This is a genomic window from Adonisia turfae CCMR0081 (assembly GCF_011009555.1).
GTDB lineage: Bacteria > Cyanobacteriota > Cyanobacteriia > Phormidesmidales > Phormidesmidaceae > Leptothoe > Leptothoe turfae.
In genome coordinates this window covers 1,773,418-1,794,050 of the sequence record NZ_QXHD01000004.1, presented here as the reverse complement: position 1 = coordinate 1,794,050, position 20,633 = coordinate 1,773,418, and the positions used below count along the sequence as shown (strand labels likewise).

General features: G+C 46.0%; 17 protein-coding genes. 12 read left to right on the top strand and 5 right to left on the bottom strand.

Features of this window, described 5'->3' with window-relative positions; translation table 11 throughout:
• The first annotated feature begins 118 nt into the window (after nucleotides 1–118).
• Entirely contained in the window at nucleotides 119–1,348 is a 1,230-nt protein-coding gene (locus DXZ20_RS11875) for a SidA/IucD/PvdA family monooxygenase (RefSeq protein WP_250565727.1), read from the top strand.
• On the opposite strand, the gene DXZ20_RS11870 is transcribed toward DXZ20_RS11875, so the two are convergent.
• On the bottom strand, nucleotides 1,343–1,897 hold the full coding sequence (locus DXZ20_RS11870) for a shikimate kinase (RefSeq protein WP_163698366.1): 555 nt from the start codon (nucleotides 1,895–1,897) through the stop codon (nucleotides 1,343–1,345). The genes DXZ20_RS11875 and DXZ20_RS11870 overlap by 6 nt on opposite strands.
• A gap of 502 nt (nucleotides 1,898–2,399) precedes the next feature.
• Here DXZ20_RS11870 and DXZ20_RS11865 point away from each other — a divergent pair.
• From DXZ20_RS11865 to DXZ20_RS11845, 5 genes are all read left to right on the top strand, one after another.
• Complete coding sequence (locus DXZ20_RS11865; protein ID WP_163698363.1) at nucleotides 2,400–3,845, top strand: DUF1254 domain-containing protein; 1,446 nt, start codon at nucleotides 2,400–2,402, stop codon at nucleotides 3,843–3,845.
• Nucleotides 3,846–4,219: 374 nt separating this feature from the next.
• Complete coding sequence (locus DXZ20_RS11860) at nucleotides 4,220–4,618, top strand: RidA family protein (protein WP_163698362.1); 399 nt, start codon at nucleotides 4,220–4,222, stop codon at nucleotides 4,616–4,618.
• 143 nt (nucleotides 4,619–4,761) lie between these two features.
• Nucleotides 4,762–5,241: a methyltransferase family protein gene (locus DXZ20_RS11855; protein ID WP_163698360.1), complete on the top strand. Its 480-nt coding sequence runs from the start codon at nucleotides 4,762–4,764 to the stop codon at nucleotides 5,239–5,241.
• A 678-nt stretch (nucleotides 5,242–5,919) separates the two neighbouring features.
• A complete protein-coding gene (locus DXZ20_RS11850; RefSeq protein WP_250565134.1) occupies nucleotides 5,920–6,831 on the top strand; it encodes a carboxymuconolactone decarboxylase family protein in 912 nt (303 codons plus the stop codon).
• A gap of 34 nt (nucleotides 6,832–6,865) precedes the next feature.
• Nucleotides 6,866–8,074 carry a serine hydrolase domain-containing protein gene (locus tag DXZ20_RS11845; RefSeq protein WP_163698358.1) on the top strand — a complete coding sequence of 403 codons (1,209 nt, stop codon included), beginning with the start codon at nucleotides 6,866–6,868 and terminating at the stop codon, nucleotides 8,072–8,074.
• A 166-nt stretch (nucleotides 8,075–8,240) separates the two neighbouring features.
• Here the strand turns inward: DXZ20_RS11845 and DXZ20_RS11840 are convergent, their stop codons facing one another.
• Nucleotides 8,241–8,816 (bottom strand): TetR/AcrR family transcriptional regulator, encoded by a 576-nt coding sequence (locus tag DXZ20_RS11840; protein ID WP_163669299.1) that lies wholly within the window; start codon nucleotides 8,814–8,816, stop codon nucleotides 8,241–8,243.
• 44 nt (nucleotides 8,817–8,860) lie between these two features.
• Here DXZ20_RS11840 and DXZ20_RS11835 point away from each other — a divergent pair, with 44 nt between their 5' ends.
• The 4 genes from DXZ20_RS11835 to DXZ20_RS11825 all read left to right on the top strand — a co-directional run bounded on the left by DXZ20_RS11835 (nucleotide 8,861) and on the right by DXZ20_RS11825 (nucleotide 12,630).
• On the top strand, nucleotides 8,861–9,349 hold the full coding sequence (locus DXZ20_RS11835; protein WP_163669302.1) for a hypothetical protein: 489 nt from the start codon (nucleotides 8,861–8,863) through the stop codon (nucleotides 9,347–9,349).
• Nucleotides 9,350–9,981: 632 nt separating this feature from the next.
• Nucleotides 9,982–11,265 carry a DEAD/DEAH box helicase gene (locus tag DXZ20_RS11830; RefSeq protein ID WP_163698356.1) on the top strand — a complete coding sequence of 428 codons (1,284 nt, stop codon included), beginning with the start codon at nucleotides 9,982–9,984 and terminating at the stop codon, nucleotides 11,263–11,265.
• Nucleotides 11,266–11,349: 84 nt separating this feature from the next.
• Entirely contained in the window at nucleotides 11,350–11,472 is a 123-nt protein-coding gene (locus DXZ20_RS38205; RefSeq protein ID WP_284681671.1) for a hypothetical protein, read from the top strand.
• A 294-nt stretch (nucleotides 11,473–11,766) separates the two neighbouring features.
• Nucleotides 11,767–12,630 carry a sulfotransferase domain-containing protein gene (locus DXZ20_RS11825; RefSeq protein ID WP_163698354.1) on the top strand — a complete coding sequence of 288 codons (864 nt, stop codon included), beginning with the start codon at nucleotides 11,767–11,769 and terminating at the stop codon, nucleotides 12,628–12,630.
• Between the two features lie 104 nt (nucleotides 12,631–12,734).
• Here the strand turns inward: DXZ20_RS11825 and DXZ20_RS11820 are convergent, their stop codons facing one another.
• The 3 genes from DXZ20_RS11820 to DXZ20_RS11810 form a co-directional block, all read right to left on the bottom strand.
• Nucleotides 12,735–13,415 (bottom strand): response regulator transcription factor, encoded by a 681-nt coding sequence (locus DXZ20_RS11820; protein ID WP_163698351.1) that lies wholly within the window; start codon nucleotides 13,413–13,415, stop codon nucleotides 12,735–12,737.
• A gap of 38 nt (nucleotides 13,416–13,453) precedes the next feature.
• Nucleotides 13,454–14,770 carry a sensor histidine kinase gene (locus DXZ20_RS11815; RefSeq protein WP_250565726.1) on the bottom strand — a complete coding sequence of 439 codons (1,317 nt, stop codon included), beginning with the start codon at nucleotides 14,768–14,770 and terminating at the stop codon, nucleotides 13,454–13,456.
• Between the two features lie 433 nt (nucleotides 14,771–15,203).
• A complete protein-coding gene (locus DXZ20_RS11810) occupies nucleotides 15,204–15,935 on the bottom strand; it encodes a class I SAM-dependent methyltransferase (protein ID WP_284681670.1) in 732 nt (243 codons plus the stop codon).
• Nucleotides 15,936–16,428: 493 nt separating this feature from the next.
• On the opposite strand from DXZ20_RS11810, the gene DXZ20_RS11805 reads away from it, so the two are divergent.
• Nucleotides 16,429–20,094: a PAS domain S-box protein gene (locus DXZ20_RS11805; protein ID WP_489670945.1), complete on the top strand. Its 3,666-nt coding sequence runs from the start codon at nucleotides 16,429–16,431 to the stop codon at nucleotides 20,092–20,094.
• Nucleotides 20,075–20,548, top strand: a complete 474-nt coding sequence (locus tag DXZ20_RS11800) for a response regulator (protein WP_250565135.1) — start codon at nucleotides 20,075–20,077, stop codon at nucleotides 20,546–20,548. The genes DXZ20_RS11805 and DXZ20_RS11800 overlap by 20 nt, the downstream gene beginning before the upstream one ends.
• Nucleotides 20,549–20,633: the final 85 nt, after the last annotated feature.

Sequence of the window (20,633 nt, the reverse complement as noted above, 5' to 3'; positions counted from 1 at the left end):
CTTTGTGAGGGTTAAAAAAGATTATTTTTCTTTGACTATAAACAAAAATAATTTGAAAGAATGATAATCATTCTCATAGTATTTAAAATATTGAGCCGGAGGACCGTTGAGTAGTCATTTGAATCCATTATCTATTCATAAGCCTTTGGACATTGCCATCATTGGAGCTGGACCTCAGGCGTTAACCCTGGTAACCCACTTGTTGCAAAAGAAAAAAACGATGCGATCGCGGTTTCAGGTTTTTGACCCCAGCGGTCAGTGGTTGACCCAGTGGCATCGACAATTTGCGGCTCAAGAAATTCCCCATTTGCGCTCTCCTGCCGTTCACCATCCAGACCCTAAACCCCAAGCATTGTTGAATTTTGCAGACCGGCGTTATCTGGAACTGCACAACCCCTACAATCGTCCAGGGACATCTCTGTTTCGAGACTTTTGTGAGAGGGTGATTGAGGGCTGGCAATTACGAGATCGGGTTTTACCAGCACAGGTGACGGAGCTTATCTACCAGAGAAGACGGTTTGCACTAACGTTAGACAATGGGCAAAAGGTGATCGCTCGACGGGTGGTGCTAGCGGTGGGTAATGCCATACCCAAGTTACCCGACTGGGCAGTTTCAGTGGATGCCCCACCGGGTCGTCTATGCCATAGTACAGCGGTGGATCTTCGTAATTTACCGTCACTACAAGGAGAAACTGTTTTGATTGTGGGCAGCGGGCTCACCAGTGGCCACCTGGCCATAGGGGCAGTGAAGCGAGGGGCCAGGGTGTTGTTAATGGCTCGCCGCAGATTTCAAGAAAAGATTTTTGATGCTGCTCCTGGCTGGCTCGGACCAAAATATCTCAAGGGATTTCATGCGGAAACTGACTGGCATCAGCGCAGTCAGATGATTCAACAAGCGCGAGACGGTGGTTCCTTAACGCCCGATATGTTGACCAAGCTCAGGCGTTTGTCCCGTGAGGATAAGGTGACATTGTACGAACATTGTCAGGTGAAAGAGTTGGCTTGGACGGGGAATGCCTGGCAAGTGCACTGTCAGAATTACGCGGTGCATGATTGTTTAAATCATCAGTCGATTGATCGCATTTGGCTGGCAACTGGCAACCAGCTTGATGTTGCAAATCAGCCGTTACTCAAAGATGTGATGGCTCGCTATCCGGTAGAGATAGTCAATGGGGTACCTGTTTTGGATAAACATCTGCGATGGCCGGGATGCGATTTGTTTCTAATGGGACCATGGGCGGCATTACAGGTGGGGCCAGTGGCCCGAAATTTGTTTGGTGGCAAATTGTGTTGCGATCGCATTGTGCCTGCACTCATTAAACAAGTGGGTCTGCATCGTTGCTCATGAGACATTCACCACTTGCAACACCTCATGACAGGTTTCTGCTGGTGTTTTAGCCTTTGTATACACCGTGAATTTAGCCAGAGTGCAATTTGAAGGATGTTTAACAAAATGTTCATTAGTCCTGCGAATATCCTCTGGCAGTTTGTGGTTACGCGTATTCAAAATATCGAGCGATTCTTCTAAATCCGGTGATGGCATTAAAAGAACAACATTAGGATAGGGGGCTAACGCTCGTTTTACCCGTTGAAACAGCAGCGGATCATCATAGACGGAATGACCTGCACCAAAATCAATCACACAGTTTGTATGCTCTGACAGTAACCTCTCCACCGCATAGGCCTCAAATGGCTTCCAATAGCGAATAATGCCCCAAGCTCCTTCCGTTTCCCGCTTTTGTTTGGCGATGGTGTCATCATAGCCAATTTCGGTGTAATAGTTCCATCGATGTTCATCCATGGAACATTGTGGCAGATCTAATTGTTGTGCTAATAATTCTCCAACAGTCGATTTGCCAACCCCTTGGGGGCCAATAAGAATAATGTCTGAGGGCATCGGTGGTTTTGTAAGGTCCTAAAAGTTTACCTTCTTATGTTTCGCTGAAATAGCTTATAAGAATAAAGAATTAGAAAAAACAGCGACTCCCTTTCACGAGTAGCCCCTCCATGGCCCAGCTAATTACAAACGAACGAGTCGATCTTCAGAGGAGCCATCCGACCCAACCTCTGAGGTAATTGCCGAGGGATTTGACATGACAATGACGCAATCTCTCGGTGACGGGGTAAAGGGCTTCACCTGGAAAGAAAACTGGTGGGTGGTGCATTCCTTAACCCTCTAGTTTGAGTGAACCATGGGTCAACAGATATCAACTTTATGCATAAATGCAAAAAGTCATTGTTGCTGCATGAAAATCTTCCTAGCTCTGTATTACATCTGATACTTCGCAGAAGTGGGCAATTTTCATAAATTGGATATGAATCATAGAATTACTGGTTGCAACTCAGCTTCACCATCAGTTTTCTATGTTCATTGAATACCACATAAAGGAAAATTTAGAATGATTAGTTCGTCTACACTGACTCTACAAGAAGCCCGATTGATCGCAAAAGATGCGTTCATTTACGCGTATCCAATGGTGGACAGTTATCGGATACTTTTTGCGTTCTTTCTTTGGCCCAATAATGCTGAATACAAGGGACCCTTGAATAAATTGCTTGGCGAAGCACGACTGTTCACACCATCGGATACAACAGTCCAGACACCGAACGCGGATACACCTTACTGTGTGGTTGGCGCAGATCTTCGGGCGGAACCTTTAGTTTTGACGGTGCCACCTATAGACCCTAAACGATACTACTCTATCCAACTCATTGATACTTACACTCACAATTTCGAATACGTTGGTACTCGAACGACGGGCAATGGCGGAGGCAAGTACTTGCTGGTAGGGCCTGACTGGACGGGGCAGACACCGGCTGGAATCACCGCCGTTATCCGTAGCGAAACCAGTCTTGCCCTAGCCTTGTACCGCACCCAGCTTTTCGACTCAGATGACTTAGAGAATGTCAAAAACATCATTGAGAACGGGTATAAGGTTCAGCCGCTGAGCCAGTTTACAAATACGGAACCACCAGCAAAAATACCAGCGGTGAAATACCCGAGACCTGTAAGGCTTGACGAGGGCGAAACGTCACCCAGAATATTTCGCCTGTTGAACTTCCTGCTCACGACATTTTGTTCAACACACGAATCGGAAACAGAATTGATGACACGCTTCGCTAAGCTAAACATTGGACCTGGTCTGATCTTTAATCCAACAGAACTCTCTGAGAAATTGAAACAGGCCATCGAACAAGGCATAAAAGACGGTTGGGAGACTTATCTGGAGCTGAAGAAGACTAAACTTGCCACTCAAGACGTCACCGCCGCCGACCTATTTGGCACCCGTGAACACTTGACGGCAACCGGTAACATTTATCTATATCGCATGGCTGGCGCGATTCGTGGTATTTGGGGAAATTCCATTGAGGAGGCCATGTATCCCTCCTACTATAACGATTCAGACGGCAACGAATTAAACGCCTCAGGTGATGTCCGTTATACACTACGCTTCGAGCCAGGTGAATTGCCACCGGCTGACGCTTTCTGGTCGGCAACCATGTATAACCTTCCTGAGCAGCTCCTCGTCGAGAACGACCTCAATCGCTATCTTATTAACTCAACGATGTTGGACAACAACGAACTCGTTCTCGACGAAGACGGGGGACTGACGCTTTATATCCAGCATGCTCAACCCACTGAAGAAAAAAAGAAGAAAAATTGGCTGCCTGCACCAAATAAGGGCTTCTTCATAACCTTGCGGCTTTACTTACCGCAACAAGATGCGATTAATGGCACCTGGCAAACGCCACCACTAAAGCGAGTAAAGCCCGCACCACCCTGGATAATCAGGCTTAAGCGTATCTTTTTAGCTCTCTTTCGCGCCGGTGACTACCCCCGTTAAGCCTCTCTTCGATGCTAATTAAGTCATCAACCAATATAGGGATAAATAGCCTCTTTTGACTGTAGAAGCATCTTCCAATAATGGCTTGCGTATTTCTCACACTTAGCTAAATCTCTCTGATTATGGCCTGAACCTATTTGAAATGAGTAATAAGAGAGTTTAGCCTTGCCCGAAACAGATAATTTATTATATTGTTTAAGGATATAGCCTATGGTTGCAATAATCTTTTTGTGTCTAGAAAGCATTCACCATGGTAATCATAGGCTAGTATTGCATGGGAGCAGATAGCTAAGAGAGTCTATTACTCAGTTGAGAACTGTTTCTATGGATTAGTATAGCTGCTAGAGATTACTCGAATCAATTAGGAGGACAACATGAGCAAAAAACTAATCAATCCAGAGGAACTGTATGATGGTGCTGCATTTGGCATGTCTCAGGCTACTGTCGAGACAGACTTGGGACTAGTTTTCGTATCTGGTCAGGTTGATTGGAATCATCAATATGAGACCACAGAGAACTCGATCGAAGGCCAAATGAGAAAGGCACTTGAAAACCTTAAAATTGCTCTAACAGCAGCTGGTTCATCGGTTGAACAACTATTGCAAGTTCGCGTATATATCCGAGGTGAACTTGGAGAACATATGGAAACTGTTGCCCCTATTCTTTCTGACTTCTTAGGCAAGTCTCGCCCATCGGTGACCGGTATCGGTGTAGCTTCCCTCGCATCACCATCAACACTGGTTGAGGTTGAGGCAATAGCCAGCGTCAGATAGGTAAGTGGAGAATCGGTCTGTAATGCTATCTGATACTATTCTGGAAAATTGGATCTGATCTGTCAGATATGACGTTGAATACATATATTGAATAACTATATAGTTAGGTGGTGCTCGTAGGCTCAGGAGAAAACGATAAGACGATGAACAACAATGAAACAACCGATGGTGCTGCGGTGCTGGTGCCGCCACCACTCTTGCATCTGGTGGTAGGGGTTGTAGGCATCGCGCTGAATGAATTCATCTGGCCGTTGCCCTTCGCATTCAGTGCTAGTATTCGACTTGCGATCGCCTTGGCGATTGCCGTGCCGAGCATTGTACTAGTGGCCGGGGCATTGAAGCTCTTTTGGGCCACAGGGCAGAACCCCGAACCGTGGATTGCCACACCGGAGATCGTTCAGACGGGCGTCTACCGGTTTACGCGTAATCCGATGTACCTGAGCTTAGCACTACTCCAGATTGCCATCGGTATTGGCCTGGGCAACCTCTGGGTTGTGCTGCTGGTAGCGTTTTCTTGTCTAATCGTCCAGATCACGGCCATTCGTCCTGAGGAGGCTTACCTTGAGGGCAAGTTCGGTAGCGAATATCTCGACTACAAGGAATCTGTACGTCGCTGGCTCTAGGCAGCCCCGAATTCATCAACTATGAAACCGTGAGCGGGTCAAGTGGGTGTCGGCATATTTTTTCAGGGAGTCTCTCATTGTTTGTCACCACAAATCTCTCATCTTGTGGTTGACCGTCCCGAAAAATTCGTGCCCACTGCTGACATCTGAACCAAGCTTTGACTGAAACGAGATAGCCGTGAATCAGTTGTTTTGATGGAGATAGGGTGATGAAAGAAACAGTTGGTTCATTAAAAGCGTATATTATTATCTCTGTTCTAGTTATATTGGGAAGTGTAGCGGCTTTTGGATCATTGCAAGCGAATCCACTTTGAACGAGGTCAGTCCTCCTAGTAAGAACAGGTAATTTGTAACAGGATTTATTACGATCGCAAAAACGACTTGACTTAGAGCGTGCTCTAACTTCTAGGGTATAGCTATGGAATAGGAACAGGCTATCCAACCAGTAGCCCAAACTACAGGTTCAATATCTCCGTCTTTCAATCTTAAATCACTGTTGCTGAGTCACCAGTGATTATTCTCATCAAATCGAACAATCACTGATCATGATATAGGGGCCTTAACTAGGGACCACTTCAAATGCCTTCTGGCCAATTCAATCAAATCAAAGCTGGTATCGGGCGCATGACATCGTGATGCATCTCCAGTCGCTAGAACCTCATACATCAGTCTAGTTCCATGAGTAAAACCAAAGGAGGCCGTATGCTCACAGGTCGTTATCTCAAAGTTAGTTTGATCGTTTTGATGGTACTTCTTGTCACACTTACAGAATATGGAACAGCGAATTCCACATTGAATACAACGGGTCAGATAAACGAATGGTCAGATCGATACAATGTTGGCATTGAAGTCCTGAGACAAGTCGGGGGCGAAAACTATGATGGACCAATCAATCGCCTTAGCGATATAGCCCCTGACCTTGCGCGATTCACTGTAGAGTTTGCATACGGAGATGTCATGTCACGAGATGCACTCGACCTACAGACTCGCCAGCTCTCAACCGTCGCGGCGCTTACTGCTCTAGGAAATGCACAGCCGCAACTTAAGTATCATATCAACGGATGCCTTAATGTCGGCTGTTCACCACCCCAAGTGATTGAATCAATTTTGCTGAGCACTGTCTATGCTGGATTTCCAGCAGCACTCAATGGTGTCTTTTCTGCCCGAGAGGTCTTTCAAGAACGCGGAGTTGCCTTCACGCCCAGTTCTAGCCCTACTGGGAATGATCGGTATGAACGAGGACTACAAACGCTTGAGCAAGTGAGTGCCGGTTCGGGAGCTGACGTTGTGCAAAGCTTACAGGATATCGCTCCAGATCTTGCTCGGTTCATCATCGAATTTTCATATGGCGATATTATTGCCCGTCCAGACCTGGATCTTCGCTCAAAAGAACTGGCCACTGTTGCCCTCTTGACCGCTTTAGGTACAGCACAACCTCAGCTAAACGTGCATATCAATGCGTCCCTTAATGTCGGGGCATCACGAGAGGAGATCGTTGAGGTGATCCAACAAATGGCTGTGTATGCAGGCTTTCCTGCGGCTCTCAACGGTATCACAACTGCACGAGAGGTATTTGCCAACGTAGGGTAGAGCTACTTTGCTATGCTCGTCCCCCATAACGCCTATGAACACTGACCACCGACAGTGGATTAATATGATGCAGAAGTTTCTGCAGCGGGTGCTGAGAAAATCTCATCACCATCAGAATCATTCCTTCATATTCACCAGTTCAGCCCTGATCCTAACCACCCTTTTCGGTTGCGGTCCGTCGTCCAAGGATCTCGCCGCTCTGAACTACATTCCCTTAGCTGGCGATGACTGGGAAGTCTCCTCACCGGAAGCAGAAGGACTCGATGCCGATACGGTGGCAGAGCTGTATTATGATTCTGCCAAACTGAATTCCATCTATAGCCTACTGATCGTCAAGAACAGCTACCTGGTTGCCGAGAAATATTTCAATGATGGCTCCATTTACCTAAAGTCAAATCTACAGTCGGTGGGTAAGAGCTTTACCTCTGCCCTTGTGGGTATTGCCTTCGAGCAGGGTTGCCTACCCAGTCTAGATCAACCGTTTTTAGCCTACTTTCCGGAATACGTTAACCTGATCAAAGATCCAAGAAAGCAGGAGATCACTATTCGTCATCTCCTACAGATGCGCTCCGGTTATCCCTGGGAGGAATCCGATAGGGATCTCTGGGAGGTTTTCGTCGCGGGAGACTTTCTTGGCTTGATGGTTCACGTCCCTCTCATTAACGATCCAGGCACAGAATTCCATTACAGTAATCTCTCCTCGCACTATCTTGGTGTTATCGTTGACCGAGCTTGCGGCACAGATCTCAGAACCTTTGCAGAGGAACAACTATTTACTCCTCTAGGAGCTGAGTTGGGTGAATGGTATACAACAGCCTCCGATGATAGATACCCAATGGGTACCGGCACGATGCATATGACTGCGCGTGATGCGGCTAAGTTTGGGTTGCTCTACCTAAATGATGGCATTTTTGATGGAAAGCAGGTTATTTCTTCTGAATGGGTGCACGATTCCCTACAGAACTATACCCAAAATCCATCTGTTGGATGGCCCAAGGAAGGCCGCAACGTCAATAGGACAGGATACGGATACCAGTGGTGGGCTATACAATCAGGTGAACATCACTATCATGCGGCTTTGGGCCATGGCGGACAGGTCATCGCGGTTTTGGATAAGTTTAATATGGTGATTGTTGTGACCGGTGATCCCTTCTTCTTGGAACATAATGCCAAGGCTTGGAAATCTGAAAAACAGCTCATAAACTTGGTTGCTGACTTCATTGCCTCCTTACCGAGTGAGTAATGGGCAAGCGGGTTCGGCTGGCTCACAACTCGCTGAGACGAACTGGCTAAGCGGGCAAAAGCGATGTATGGGGTTATGTAACTCGTAAACTTTGCTACGGTTTAATTATGCGGAGATAGTGACCTAAAGGTTGTTTGTGAGCAATTGGAGCCAATTCAGTTGAAGTTCATTTGAGAAGTAAACTTAGGGCACGACGGATATAGACTTTCCAAGATTCTGTCGGCGGGAAGATCAATGTATAGAGCATGATGCCGCTCATTGTGTCGAAAACCAAACCTGAATCTAAGTCTGTTGAAATTTCGTTTTTTGCTTTTGCCCGTTCGATGACAATGTCGAAGGCTTGTCTACGGGGTTGTAGATACTTCTCCCAATAAACTTGAGCAAACCCAGGATTGCTTGATGCACTACTGATAATCATGGCAACAGCCTGCCGCCCAATTGGAGTAAGGGTTATTTGTGCTGCATTTTCAATAAGTGCATCTATATCACTCCAAAGGTTTCCTGTATCAGGAATTAACACCTCTTCCCTAATGCTTTCAATTGCATCAGCAACTAGTTCATCTTTACTGCTATAACGCCGGTAGATGGTGGTCTTGCCAACTCCAGCACGAGAGGCGATCGCCTCAATACTCATCGCTTCAAAGCCGACTTCTGACAACAAACCTAGCGCGGCTTTCAGCATTGCCTGGTGAGAGGCTGCGCTACGAGGTCTTCCGGGAGATTTTTTTTTGGTATCGTTCATAGATGCTATTATAATTTACGATACCGTACCGTATCGTAAATGCTATGCCCCAAAAACCTCTTTACATGGACAAGCACAGTACTCAAACCTTACGAGCAGGTCTAGCGGAGTACTATGCTCTCAATCCACACGTTACTGATCCAGCGACACAACCTTCAGACTTCGGCAAAATTTTGAGATCGCACGATGTAGGGCATGTGATTTACGGTTGTGATACAGGAATGTACGATGAGCTAAAAATTCTGCCGCTATTTTGGTGGACGAGTGAATGTACGTTTCAGGTGTACTTAAAGATGAAAAACTCCCCTGCCGTTGATGTGATGTATGAAGATATGATCAGAGGCAAGGGCTCGCTGTGGCTGTACGGAGCAATTTTGAGGGTGCTTCCTGGGGTACTTTTAGAATTAATTCCAATTTGGTTTAAAACTCGCAACCGCCCAAAACTACTGCCATTTCTTGAGTTTGAGCCGTTGCTTGATCGTTCTCTTTTGGATATCCGCCAAGAGTTTGATCTGTTGCTTTTTATAAGATAAGTTCTAATTGCGCATCAGCCACCCAATACTTCATGGCAGTTGTAACAACCAACGAGTTGCATTCAGCTCAATTAAGAGAAACTATGATAGATATCCTAAATTGGTCTGCAAATCTTGAATATATAAAAGGAGATCGAAGTCGTCAGAGATTAATGGTTGAGATTGCATCAATCCTCAAAACAAATTTATAAAAGTGATGGATAGACGCTATAACAATTTGCTTGGATCGGCTCACGAAAGCCACTGTCATCCAAATTGCTAAAGCTTTCAAAGCTGACATGACAGGTATCTGTAGTCTTTTGCGTAGATTAGGGCTGCAACGCGTACACATAGCTCTGCAAACCAGCAAGCAAGAAAGCCAGCATCGTAACCAAGAGCTCTAGACCAGCCAAAGCCGCGGATCGCGGTTGCCATTAACTCCATTGCGTAATGAGGGCTATGCCCTTTGAAACATCTATCTAAGCATCCAGTGTGTGTTAGGGTAATAAACTGCAACTTAGTTCCGGTCTATTGTTGCAGCCTTGGTACTTGTTGACCCAAGTCATCCAACGCAACCATACGTTTATTGCTCTTAAGACTGGTCCCAGCATTGCATTTGGGTTAGGGGCGCATTTAGGAGCTACTAAAAACCCATGACATTTGAGACGCTAGGTCTTACGGCCCAACTCCTACGTGCTGTGGCTGAGGAAGGCTACACAGCAGCAACTCCGATTCAGGAGCAGGCAATTCCTCCCATTTTGCAAGGAAATGACATTTTTGCCAGTGCTCAGACGGGTACGGGGAAAACAGCAGGGTTTACCTTACCCTTGCTGCAACGCCTCAGCAGCAATCCCCCTACCAAAACGCAACGAGCCCCACGGGCTCTAATCTTGACTCCCACCCGTGAATTGGCCGCTCAAGTTAACAATAGTGTCAATACTTACGGCAAATACCTGCCCATTAAATCAGTGGTGGTGTTTGGTGGCGTCGGCATTGTGCGCCAAATTAAAGCGTTGAAGCAGGGGAGTGACATTGTGGTCGCAACTCCAGGTCGCTTGCTGGACCATGTTAGTCAACATACAATTGATCTATCTCAGATCGAGATGCTGGTGCTGGATGAGTGCGATCGCATGTTGGACATGGGGTTCATCCATGACATTCGCAAGGTTTTGGCACAACTGCCTGCATCGCGGCAGACCCTGATGTTTTCCGCCACATTTTCAAAGGCTATCCGGAAACTAGCAAGCACGCTGTTACACAATCCAGTGCAGATTGAAGTTGCCCCCCGTAACACGGCGGCTGAACAAGTTGAACAACTCGTATATCCCGTTGATCGCACGCGTAAGCGAGAACTCCTGTCATATTTAATTGGCTTTAACAATTGGCAACAGGTGCTTGTCTTCACCCGTACCAAACATGGTGCCAATCGTCTGGCCGAACAATTGGCTAAAGATGGCTTGAAAACAGCTGCCATTCACGGCAACAAAAGTCAGGCCGCTCGTACCCGTGCCTTGCGAGACTTTAAGCAAAGTAAGGTGCGAGTGCTGGTTGCAACCGATGTTGCCTCACGGGGGTTAGACATTGACCAGCTTCCCCACGTCGTCAATTTTGAATTACCCAATGTGCCGGAAGACTATGTACACCGGATTGGTCGGACTGGCCGGGCTGGTAATGAAGGCCAAGCCATTTCGCTAGTTTCCAATGATGAACAATCTCTGTTAAAGAGAATTGAAAAGTTACTCAAGCGCAAACTCACTCAGTCTGTCCTTCCCGGTTATGAACCAACGGCTGCCCCTAATCATCAGGGAGAGCAACCAAAGCGTCAACGCTCTAAGTCACGTCGGAGAAATTACAATTCATCCAACACTCAAGCACGTCCTGCCCAGGGTAAAAAGTCTCCCACCGGTAACCACCGTAAACGGCTCCGTAAGGCTTAATTGCAAAACCGTTTATAAAAACAGGCAGGTTTCAAGAAGAATGCTACTGGTTAGGAATCAGAGGCGATTTGAGGCGACTCATCAATGCAACCGCTGCCCTATCACCTGGCATTTGATCGAGGCCAGGATCGCACTTTGTGCCAGTGGACAGGCTACTGGCACAAAGTGCTGAGTGTGAAGGCAGGACGTGAGCGAGTGGCCCATTGAGTGAGTACAGGTTAGGCTGCTGAGGTTAGAAGCCAATTTTCATCAACGATGACGACATGCTTAGACACAGTACGGTATCCACAAGACATATGTATTGCTCGTGCGACAGATGATGCCAGTGATCAGGAGGCCAGTAAGTTCCACTTAGGAGCAAGCCATCCATAACGTCCAAAATTTGGACGTTAATTTATTTTATTTCCTTAGAATTATTAAGGGATAGCGCCGTCAGAGATCTTCTTCCTCTGGAAAGTGAGCATCCCCCTATAACCTGCAAACTCAATATCGAGCCCTAGTATGAAATTCAGTAAAATCAGTATAATTATTGGTACTCAAAAAGGCGGCACAAGCAGTTTATTTAATTATCTATCTCAGCATCCACAGGTATCAAAGTCGAAGATGAAAGAAACTGACTTCTTCTTAAAAGACGGTAAGTGGGGCAAAGGTATTGACTACTACGAGAACCTATATGCGTGGGATTTAAACAAACATTTAACAGCATTAGAAGCCTCACCAAATTACACTCGTTCTCTGAATAATGTCAGAAAAGTTATTCAGCGCATGAAAACAGTGGACATCAGGTATAAGTTTATTTATATCTTGAGAGACCCTGTCCAAAAAATTGAATCTATGAGGAAGCAGGGTATTTATCAAGGCTGGTATGCTAAACATTTGGCAAAAGAAACACCAAACAGTTTGCCGTTAAATGTAATTGAATCTGTTAGCTATGCAGCAATAGTTGATGCTTTTACACGCAACTTTTCAAGGGAGCAAATACTTTTACTAAAAACAGATGAACTAAAGAAAGACGTTATTTCTATGACTTTGAAATGTAAAATCTGTCCCTTTTTGGAGATAGAACCATCATTCGAATTTTCCCTTGGAAAAATACATAATTCCAAAAACTCCTACAGGACTGACACAATTTGGCATTACTTAAGGGAGGCCAAATATTTAAATCCGCTCAAAAATATATTCCCTGACTCAATCAAGAACAATGCCCGTAATGTGCTAGCGAGGCCACTGATGAATCAGGATCAGGGTAAAGTCCCCCCTTTAACAGATGCGCAAAAAGATTTCATTCGGGCGATGCTAAAGGACGATAGTCATCGCTTAGAAACTGAATACAGTTTGGATATATCAAATTGGGATTTGAATTAACGGAATGTACTCATATTATTTTTGGTGTGCCTTGACTCTAATCTTTCTTTTTCTATAGTCCTTCTTTAAATCAATCATGAAGTAGCTTTTAAGGCTGTATAGGTTTAGCGCATACTCTGGGGCCAAAATTGACTGGCGTACAAAGCTGCTTGTGTGCGATCGCGCAGTTGGAGTTGGCTCAAAATGCTGGTGACATGGTTCCGAACGGTGCGCTCAGAGATAAAAAGGTTTTCTCCAATTTCGCGGTTATTGAGTCCTGTAACAATCAATTGGAGCACCTCTTGTTCGCGGGGGGATAGCGATCTCAATTTTTCAGGAAGTGCAGTTTCAGCATGAACAAGAGGTGCTCCTGGTGCTTGAGAAGCGCCTAACGTCTTTTCAAAAAGACCAGGTCCCATGTGGGTATAACCTTGATAGACAGCTCGAATAGCCATCACCAAGTCCTGAATAGGGGTTTGCTTAAGCAAATAGCCTTTAGCCCCCCAACCCATAGCTTGCTGGACATAGTCACTATCGTCAAATGTGGTGAGCACTAAAATGTTTACCGCTGGAAAGTCGGCACAGATCTGTTTTGTTGCCGCAACACCATCCACCACCGGCATCCGCACATCCATCAAAATTACATCAGGTTGATTGGGGGTGCCATAGAGTGTTGAGACGTGATCAATCGCCTGTTGACCATTGGCTGCGTCGCCAACTACCTGTAAATCAGGTTGATTTTCCAACAGATTGGCCAAACCTTGTCGAATAATGGGTTGGTCATCCACCAGTAAGACACGAATCATCCTCTTGACCTCCTTAGATCTCCCCATTCATCAATCTCTCATATAAAGTTCTGGTCACCTGTCACCGATACTGAATTCGAATTTGGTAGAGGTAGAGGAGACTCTAGAGTCTGAGGAAGAGGCAAAACTACGCTGATGCGACAGCCAGTCCCTGATGCACTCCAGATTTGGCAGGTTCCACTAAGTGCGATCGCACGTTCTTTCATGCCCCGTAAGCCAAATCCGGTCGTATTTTTGCTAGGATCAAACCCTTTGCCATTATCCAACACTTCTACATAGAGACTCTGTGGTTTAGTCGATAGCTGCACAGATAGCTGTGTGGCTTGGGCGTGTTTCACCACATTGGTGAGGGCTTCCTGCACAATCCGGTAGGCGGTCAGACTCAGCTCATCGGACAGCGGTGCCGTAATATTAATCTCACACGCTGGCGTTATCGGTGTGGATTGACAGACCTTATTAACCAATTCGGTAATCGCCACCTGCAAAGATTTATCCGTTTGAGGAGAGTCGCGCAGAGCCGCAACAGCCCGTGAAACCTCTTTGAGCGCCTGATAAGATGAATCTTTAGCTTCAAGCAGATAGGATTTTGCCCGTCCATTATCTTGTCCCCAAAAGAGGAGGACATTTTCTAGCAAAATAGTTTGAGCGGTCAGGGAATGTCCGAGGGAGTCATGAATTTCGCGGGCGATGCGATTACGTTCTTGTAATGCGGCCTGGCCTTCCACCTGTAGCGCATATTGTTGTAATTGACCATGGGCGCTCTCCAGTTTCTGTTGATTCCTATGAAGACTGAGCAAAGCATCCACCAGTAAAAAAACAAACAGTAGCGCCAGGGTAAAGAGAATAATGGCATTGGTCTGAAACACGCTTACCTGCCATGCCTCAGGGGTTGACATCAGTCGGGATAGATTTCGGCTCATGGCCGTCTGACCCAAAGTTAATGATAAAAATAAATGTGAGCTAAACGTAATGCCGGCCACTACGAGTCGCCCTCGTGTGTGAAAGATTTGACAACTACGGATGATAATGACCAATCCCAGCAGTGGGATAATCCTGACCATCAAAGGATTATCAAAACAACGCAGAACCAAAATACCGAAGAGGCTAAGCTCGATTGCGGTATAAAGAATCTTGGCCCGGCACTGAGTCAGCGGTAAATAAAGCCCCATGACGCCAATCAAACCAAACAAGAGCAGTTCTAGCCAGGTAACCTGAAATGTCCGATGGAAAACCATGGCCGTAATGCTAACCAGCACACCCATACTGAGCAAAATCCACTCAATATGCAGCAGTATGCGTAAGGGTCTGGTGACTGTGAGATCTGGGAACAGTCGGGAGGGTGGATTTAGGACCATTAGGCTTCAACTCTTAACACAAAGGGGTTCTCTCTAGGGTTCAGGCTAGCCTGTATACAGCTCTATGCGACGTTGCCTGATGACGACAGTTGCGGTTCCCCTTAGTCAAGGCTACGGTGTACACACAAGTACTGGAAACTAGCGTTTTTTGTTGCACTACCCCCTCTAACTCCCCCTTAGTAAGGGGGAGAACTGGAGTTTCCCCCCTTACTAAGGGGGGATTAAGGGGGGTAATGCAGGATTTTGAGCTCACTTCCGAGATGTATATACACGGTAGCCTTAGTCAAGGGAAACCTTGGGTTAGAGCATCTTGAACCTAGGGCATTGCTTGAAATAATCCCTAATTTACCATTGCGAAATTGAGCCGCCCAGTCACTTAAGTCCTAATTCTATGGGACTTTCGGTAGGACAATAGTCCTGGTAAGACATGCACTCAGTTGCGCATGACGAAGAATGCATAGCTGAAGTAGTCAGAGTACTTGCGGAAGGTTGCGATCTCGTTTCTCGCCTCTTTCAGGACAGCCTCTGCCTCCGGTATGCCACTCCACTCTGCTGTTTTATCAGCGATGCGCTCCTCCATTGGGTTGTAGTAATGCTCAGTCCATGCGGTAGCTGGCAATACAAAATGTCCGACGGACTCGTAGCCAATGCGCTTAATAACGTCAAGTTTCGCAGCTACAGTATCAATCTCGGGATACTCTTTCCAGAATTCAACTGCCTCAGCCGGGGGGTTAGGTTTTAACCACACCACCTCGCTGACCGCTACGTAGCCACCTGGTTTAAGGAAATTTTTAACTTTCTTGAGGCCCGTTTCGAAACCTAAGAAATAGATCGAGCCCTCAAACCAAACAACATCAAAGCTCGACTCTGGGAAAGCCATCTCCGTCATACTCTGCTCTAATGTTTCGAGGCGATCAGAGACCCCAGCATTTTCAGCTCTAGCTCTTACTTGGGCAATCATTTCTGGGAGGAGGTCAAGGGCGACAACTGTACCCGATGTGATACGCAAAAGCTCGACTGTCTGCATACCAGGGCCACAACCAACGTCCAGGATTTTAGCTGACTCAGGGAGATTCGACATCATTTCGAAGGCTCTCCGAGTCAGCTCGTTGGAGCCAGGGCCAGCTCGCGGCAAGGTTCCATAGATCTGGAGAAAGTAATCCATCAGATTCCTCCTTTAACTTTTCAGATCATAGTCTCATCAAATGATGGGTTTAGCACCTACCAAAGAGGGTAAGCGGTGCATGACTCACACTACGACCATAGTTACTAAGCTTCTTGAATGTAATCAACCTAAAGGGTATAAGTGCCAATCTCATCAAGTATTCAACGTTTTGTTCTTGAAGGGCAGCAACAGATTTATGTTCTTTCTCACCCTCAAAAGTATACACGCCAAAGGCATTGAATCTTCTCCACAAACGAATAAGACGAATAAAATCCTTTTGTGAATTTATTTTAATTCCTTGCAAGGGTAGGCAATGCTTTCTTGGAAGGCTGAAAAGGTGGCTAATTCTGGCTTTTTAGCGGAAAAGTTGACGTGTTATGAGATTGGTATAGACAAGTTTAGGCTGTCTGAAGATGGGAATATTAATCAAAATAAATTAATAATTAGGAGCGTATTGAGTTCAATTTGAGAAAGTCAAGGGTTGTTCTCCAAAATGTTGAGTATTTCATGGCTTAGCCAATATATGCCCCATGGCTACTGCTATGGGTGGAGGCCCAGTCTAGTTGGCTTACATTTAGTATCAGACACTTTCATTGGGCTGGCTTACTATTCTATTGCCATCACCTTAATCTGTTTCCTGAAAAAGCGTGAGAGTATCCCCTTTTATAAAATATTTCTGCTTTTTGCAGCATGTATTTTTTTATGTGGCACCACACATTTAGTTGAGGTCTGGACCCTATGGCATTCAGACTATTGGGTTTCTGGTGTTCTTAAAGCGGTGACAGCCGGTATTTCTACGTATACTGCGATTGCCCTCATCCCCATGCTACCTAAAGCTCTAGACTTACGTACCCCAGCTAAGCTAGAAGCCTTAAATCAACAATTGGAACAGGAAATCGCTGAGCGTAGACAAGCTGAAGTAGAGCTACGAGAATTATCGACCCGGCTAGACTTAGCGCTGGAGGCAGTGGGCATTGGTATTTGGGATTGGAACATCACTCACAATAAATTGATCTGGGATAGTCGGTTCTATGAACTCTATGGCACTACACCGGAAGCGTTTGAGCGAGATTACTCAGCCTGGGCAAAGCGTGTTCATCCAGAGGATCGACCGCATGCAGAAGCTGCTATACAGCGTGCTTTACGCAATGAAGCCGTCTATGACATTGAATTTCGGGTAGTTCATGCCGATGGCGTAATTCGCTATATGAAAGCGGATGGCCTGGTGCAACGGGATGACGAGGGAACCCCTATTCGTATGATTGGGACAAACTACGACATCACCGATCGTAAACAGGCCGAACACCAGTTGATGGCGAGTGAAGAACGCTTTGCTAGCCTTGCGGCTACGGCTCCCGTAGGCATTTTTCGGGCAAATACTGAGGGAAGTTGTATTTATGTCAACAAACATTTATGCGAGATTGCTCGGTTGCCCTCGGAGAAAATGTTAGGAGCAGGATGGATTCAGGCTATCTATCCAGAGGATCGAGACGTTATTTTGGCAGAATGGCATAACGCTACTAGCCAGAATCTTCCCTTTCAAGTGGAATATCGATTTGGAAATCCATCAGGCCCAGTGACTTGGGTATATGAAAAAGCGGTCCCAGAGTTCGATCACGCCCATGAAGTGATCGGCTATATAGGATGTCTGACTAATATTACCGAGCGTAAACAAACAGAACTTCGACTGAAAGCTGCTACAGATGAAGTTGCGCAAAAAGAAGCCTTGTTTCGAAACACGTTTGAGCAAGCGGCGGTAGGCATTGCACATCTTGCTATCACCAGGCAATTTATTCGTCTTAATCAGCGCTACTGTGAAATTCTTGGCTATTCACAACAAGAACTTTTAAACCTTACGTTTCAAGACATTACCTACCTAGAGGATGAGGATGTGGAGCATGACCTGAACTATACACAGCAGGTTCTTACAAATCAGATTCAGACCTTCTCCATGGAAAAACGCTATATCCGAAAGAATGGAACTCTTATGTGGGCCCATGTGACGGTTTCCTTGGTAAGGCTTCAGAATGGTGAGCCGGATTATTTTATTGAGGTGATAGAAGATATCACGGCTCGCAAACAAACGGAAGAAATGCTGCGTCTCTATGAGCGTGCGGTGTGTACTACACCCGACCATATGTCATTTGTGGATTGCCATTATATCTATTCCATGGTCAATGATGCCTATGCTCAAAAATTTGGTAAATCCAAAGCCGAGATTATTGGTCATTCCGTAGCAGAGCTTCTGGGCGAGGGCGTATTTTTGCAAACTATTAAACCTAATCTTGATCGCACCTTTGCAGGGGAAACAGTTCACTACCAAAGTCTATTTTCCCTGCCTGATGAGCGACAGCAACAGCAGTATCTGGATGTTACCTATGCCCCTTATCACGAAGTAGATGGAACGATTACCGGGGCTGTCGTCAGCGTGCGAGATATCTCAGAAATCCATGCAGCTGAGTTAGCCCTGACCCACCAGACATGTCGGGCGGAGGCTTTGCTAGAGCTATCTCAACTAGCTGAGCAATTGAATGAACATGAATTTATACAACAGGCCCAGGATATTGCCAAAAACCTGACGGGTAGTCAGGTCGCATTCCTTTATCTTGTCTATGAGGATCAAGCAACCTTTGAATTGATGGGTGGGGGGCAGCAAACCTTAACTGACTTTGGTAATACCGTCGCTAAGGCTGGTCTGCCAATTAATCAGGCGGGGATTTTGGCTGATGTTCTACATCAGCGCAAGTCTATAATTTGCAATTATGCCTGTGGTCCCGCTCGACAAGAACAAGACTTTCTTCAAACACAAGGATTATTGCAAAATCATGAGCACCTTAGTTGCCTCCTGAGTATTCCTGTCATTGAAAATGGCAAAGTCGTGATGCTCACAGGAGTTGGCAACAAGGACAGCAGCTACACCGATATGGATGTTGAGACGGTGCAGTTGATTTCCAATCTGGTCTGGCACACAATGCAGCATTATCGATCGCTACAAACGGCTCGGTTGCTGGCTGCGGTGGTGGAGTCTACCGAAGACGCCATCATTACCAAGGATCTCAATTGTTCCATTACCAGTTGGAATGTAGGAGCAGAAAAACTTCTGGGGTATTCAGCATCAGAAGCAATCGGACAACCGATCACCATGCTTTTCCCAAATGATCGGATTTCTGAAGAAGTTTATATTCTTGCACAGATCACTCAGGGCAAGAGCATTGACCATTTTGAAACGGTTCGTCGTCATAAAAACGGTACGCTTTTAGACGTGTCGCTGACCATTTCCCCCCTAAGGGATCGAACTGGCCAGGTGATTGGGGGCTCAAAAATTATGCGAGATATTTCGGCCCGTAAGGCGGCAGAGGATCAACTTAAGGCCGAAGTCAAAAGGCGTCAGCAAGTGATTCAGGCGTTGCAACTTACCACCCAACGCCTAGGGGAAAGTAACCAAGAACTTCAGGATTTTGCCTATGTGGCTTCCCATGATCTCCAGGAACCTCTGCGGAAAGTACAAGTCTTTGGCGATCGCTTAAGCCATACCTGTCAAGATCGGCTTTCTGAGAAAGGGCAAGACTATTTGGCACGAATGCTAAATGCGGCAGTGCGTGCCCAGGCGCTGATTAATGATTTGCTTAGCTTTTCGAGGGTGACAACGCAGGCTAAACCCTTTACCCCCACAGACTTATCACAAGTTATGGCAGGGGTTTTATCGGATTTAGAGGTTCGCATTGAGCAAACTGGGGCTACCGTAGATGTGGAGCCGTTACCGATCATTGATGCTGACCGCATGCAAATGCAACAGGTCTTTCAAAATCTTGTCGGGAATGCCCTCAAGTTTCATAAACCAAATGTAGTACCCCAGGTTCATGTGAGGATGCGGAGTTATTTTACGGGAGGAAAAGAATTTTGTGAATTACGAGTAATCGACAATGGAATAGGTTTTGATGTTAAGTATTGCGATCGCATTTTTCAGCCATTTCAGCGCCTTCACGGACGCAAAGCCTATGAGGGCAGTGGTATTGGTTTAGCAATTTGTCGTAAGGTGATTCACCGTCACGGGGGAATACTCCGGGCAGAAAGTCAGCCTGGAGAAGGAGCCACATTTATCGCCACCTTACCAGTTCATCATTCCCAAGGAGAGGAGAATGTCTCAACAACGGAGTAAACCTGCGATTATTTTAATGGCCGACGACGATGAGGACGATCGCCTTTTTACCCAGGAAGCCTTAGCCGAAAATCGAGTTGCTAACGAGCTGTATTTCGTTGAAGATGGGGAAGACCTGATGGATTATCTATATCAACGAGGAAACTACAGTGACCCTGATGTTGCACCCCGTCCCACGTTAATTTTATTGGACCTGAATATGCCTCGCAAAGATGGTCGTGAAGCCCTGGAAGAGATTAAGAAGGATCCTGTACTACGCAGTATTCCAGTCGTAGTATTAACCACATCTAAAGCCGAAGAAGATATCTTAAAAACCTATGATTTGGGTGCTAACTCATTTATTACTAAACCTGTGGGCTTTCAATCCATGGTTGATATCATGAAAACCCTTGGTACATACTGGTTTCAAATTGTACATTTGCCAGATGAGGTCAGCTCAGCATCAAGGCCTTAAGACACTCTTTGAAGTACATGTCAACGTTTTTATACCTTATGCATTCAGCTTTGCAACCTCTTAAGAGCGCTAGAAATCTAAAGTA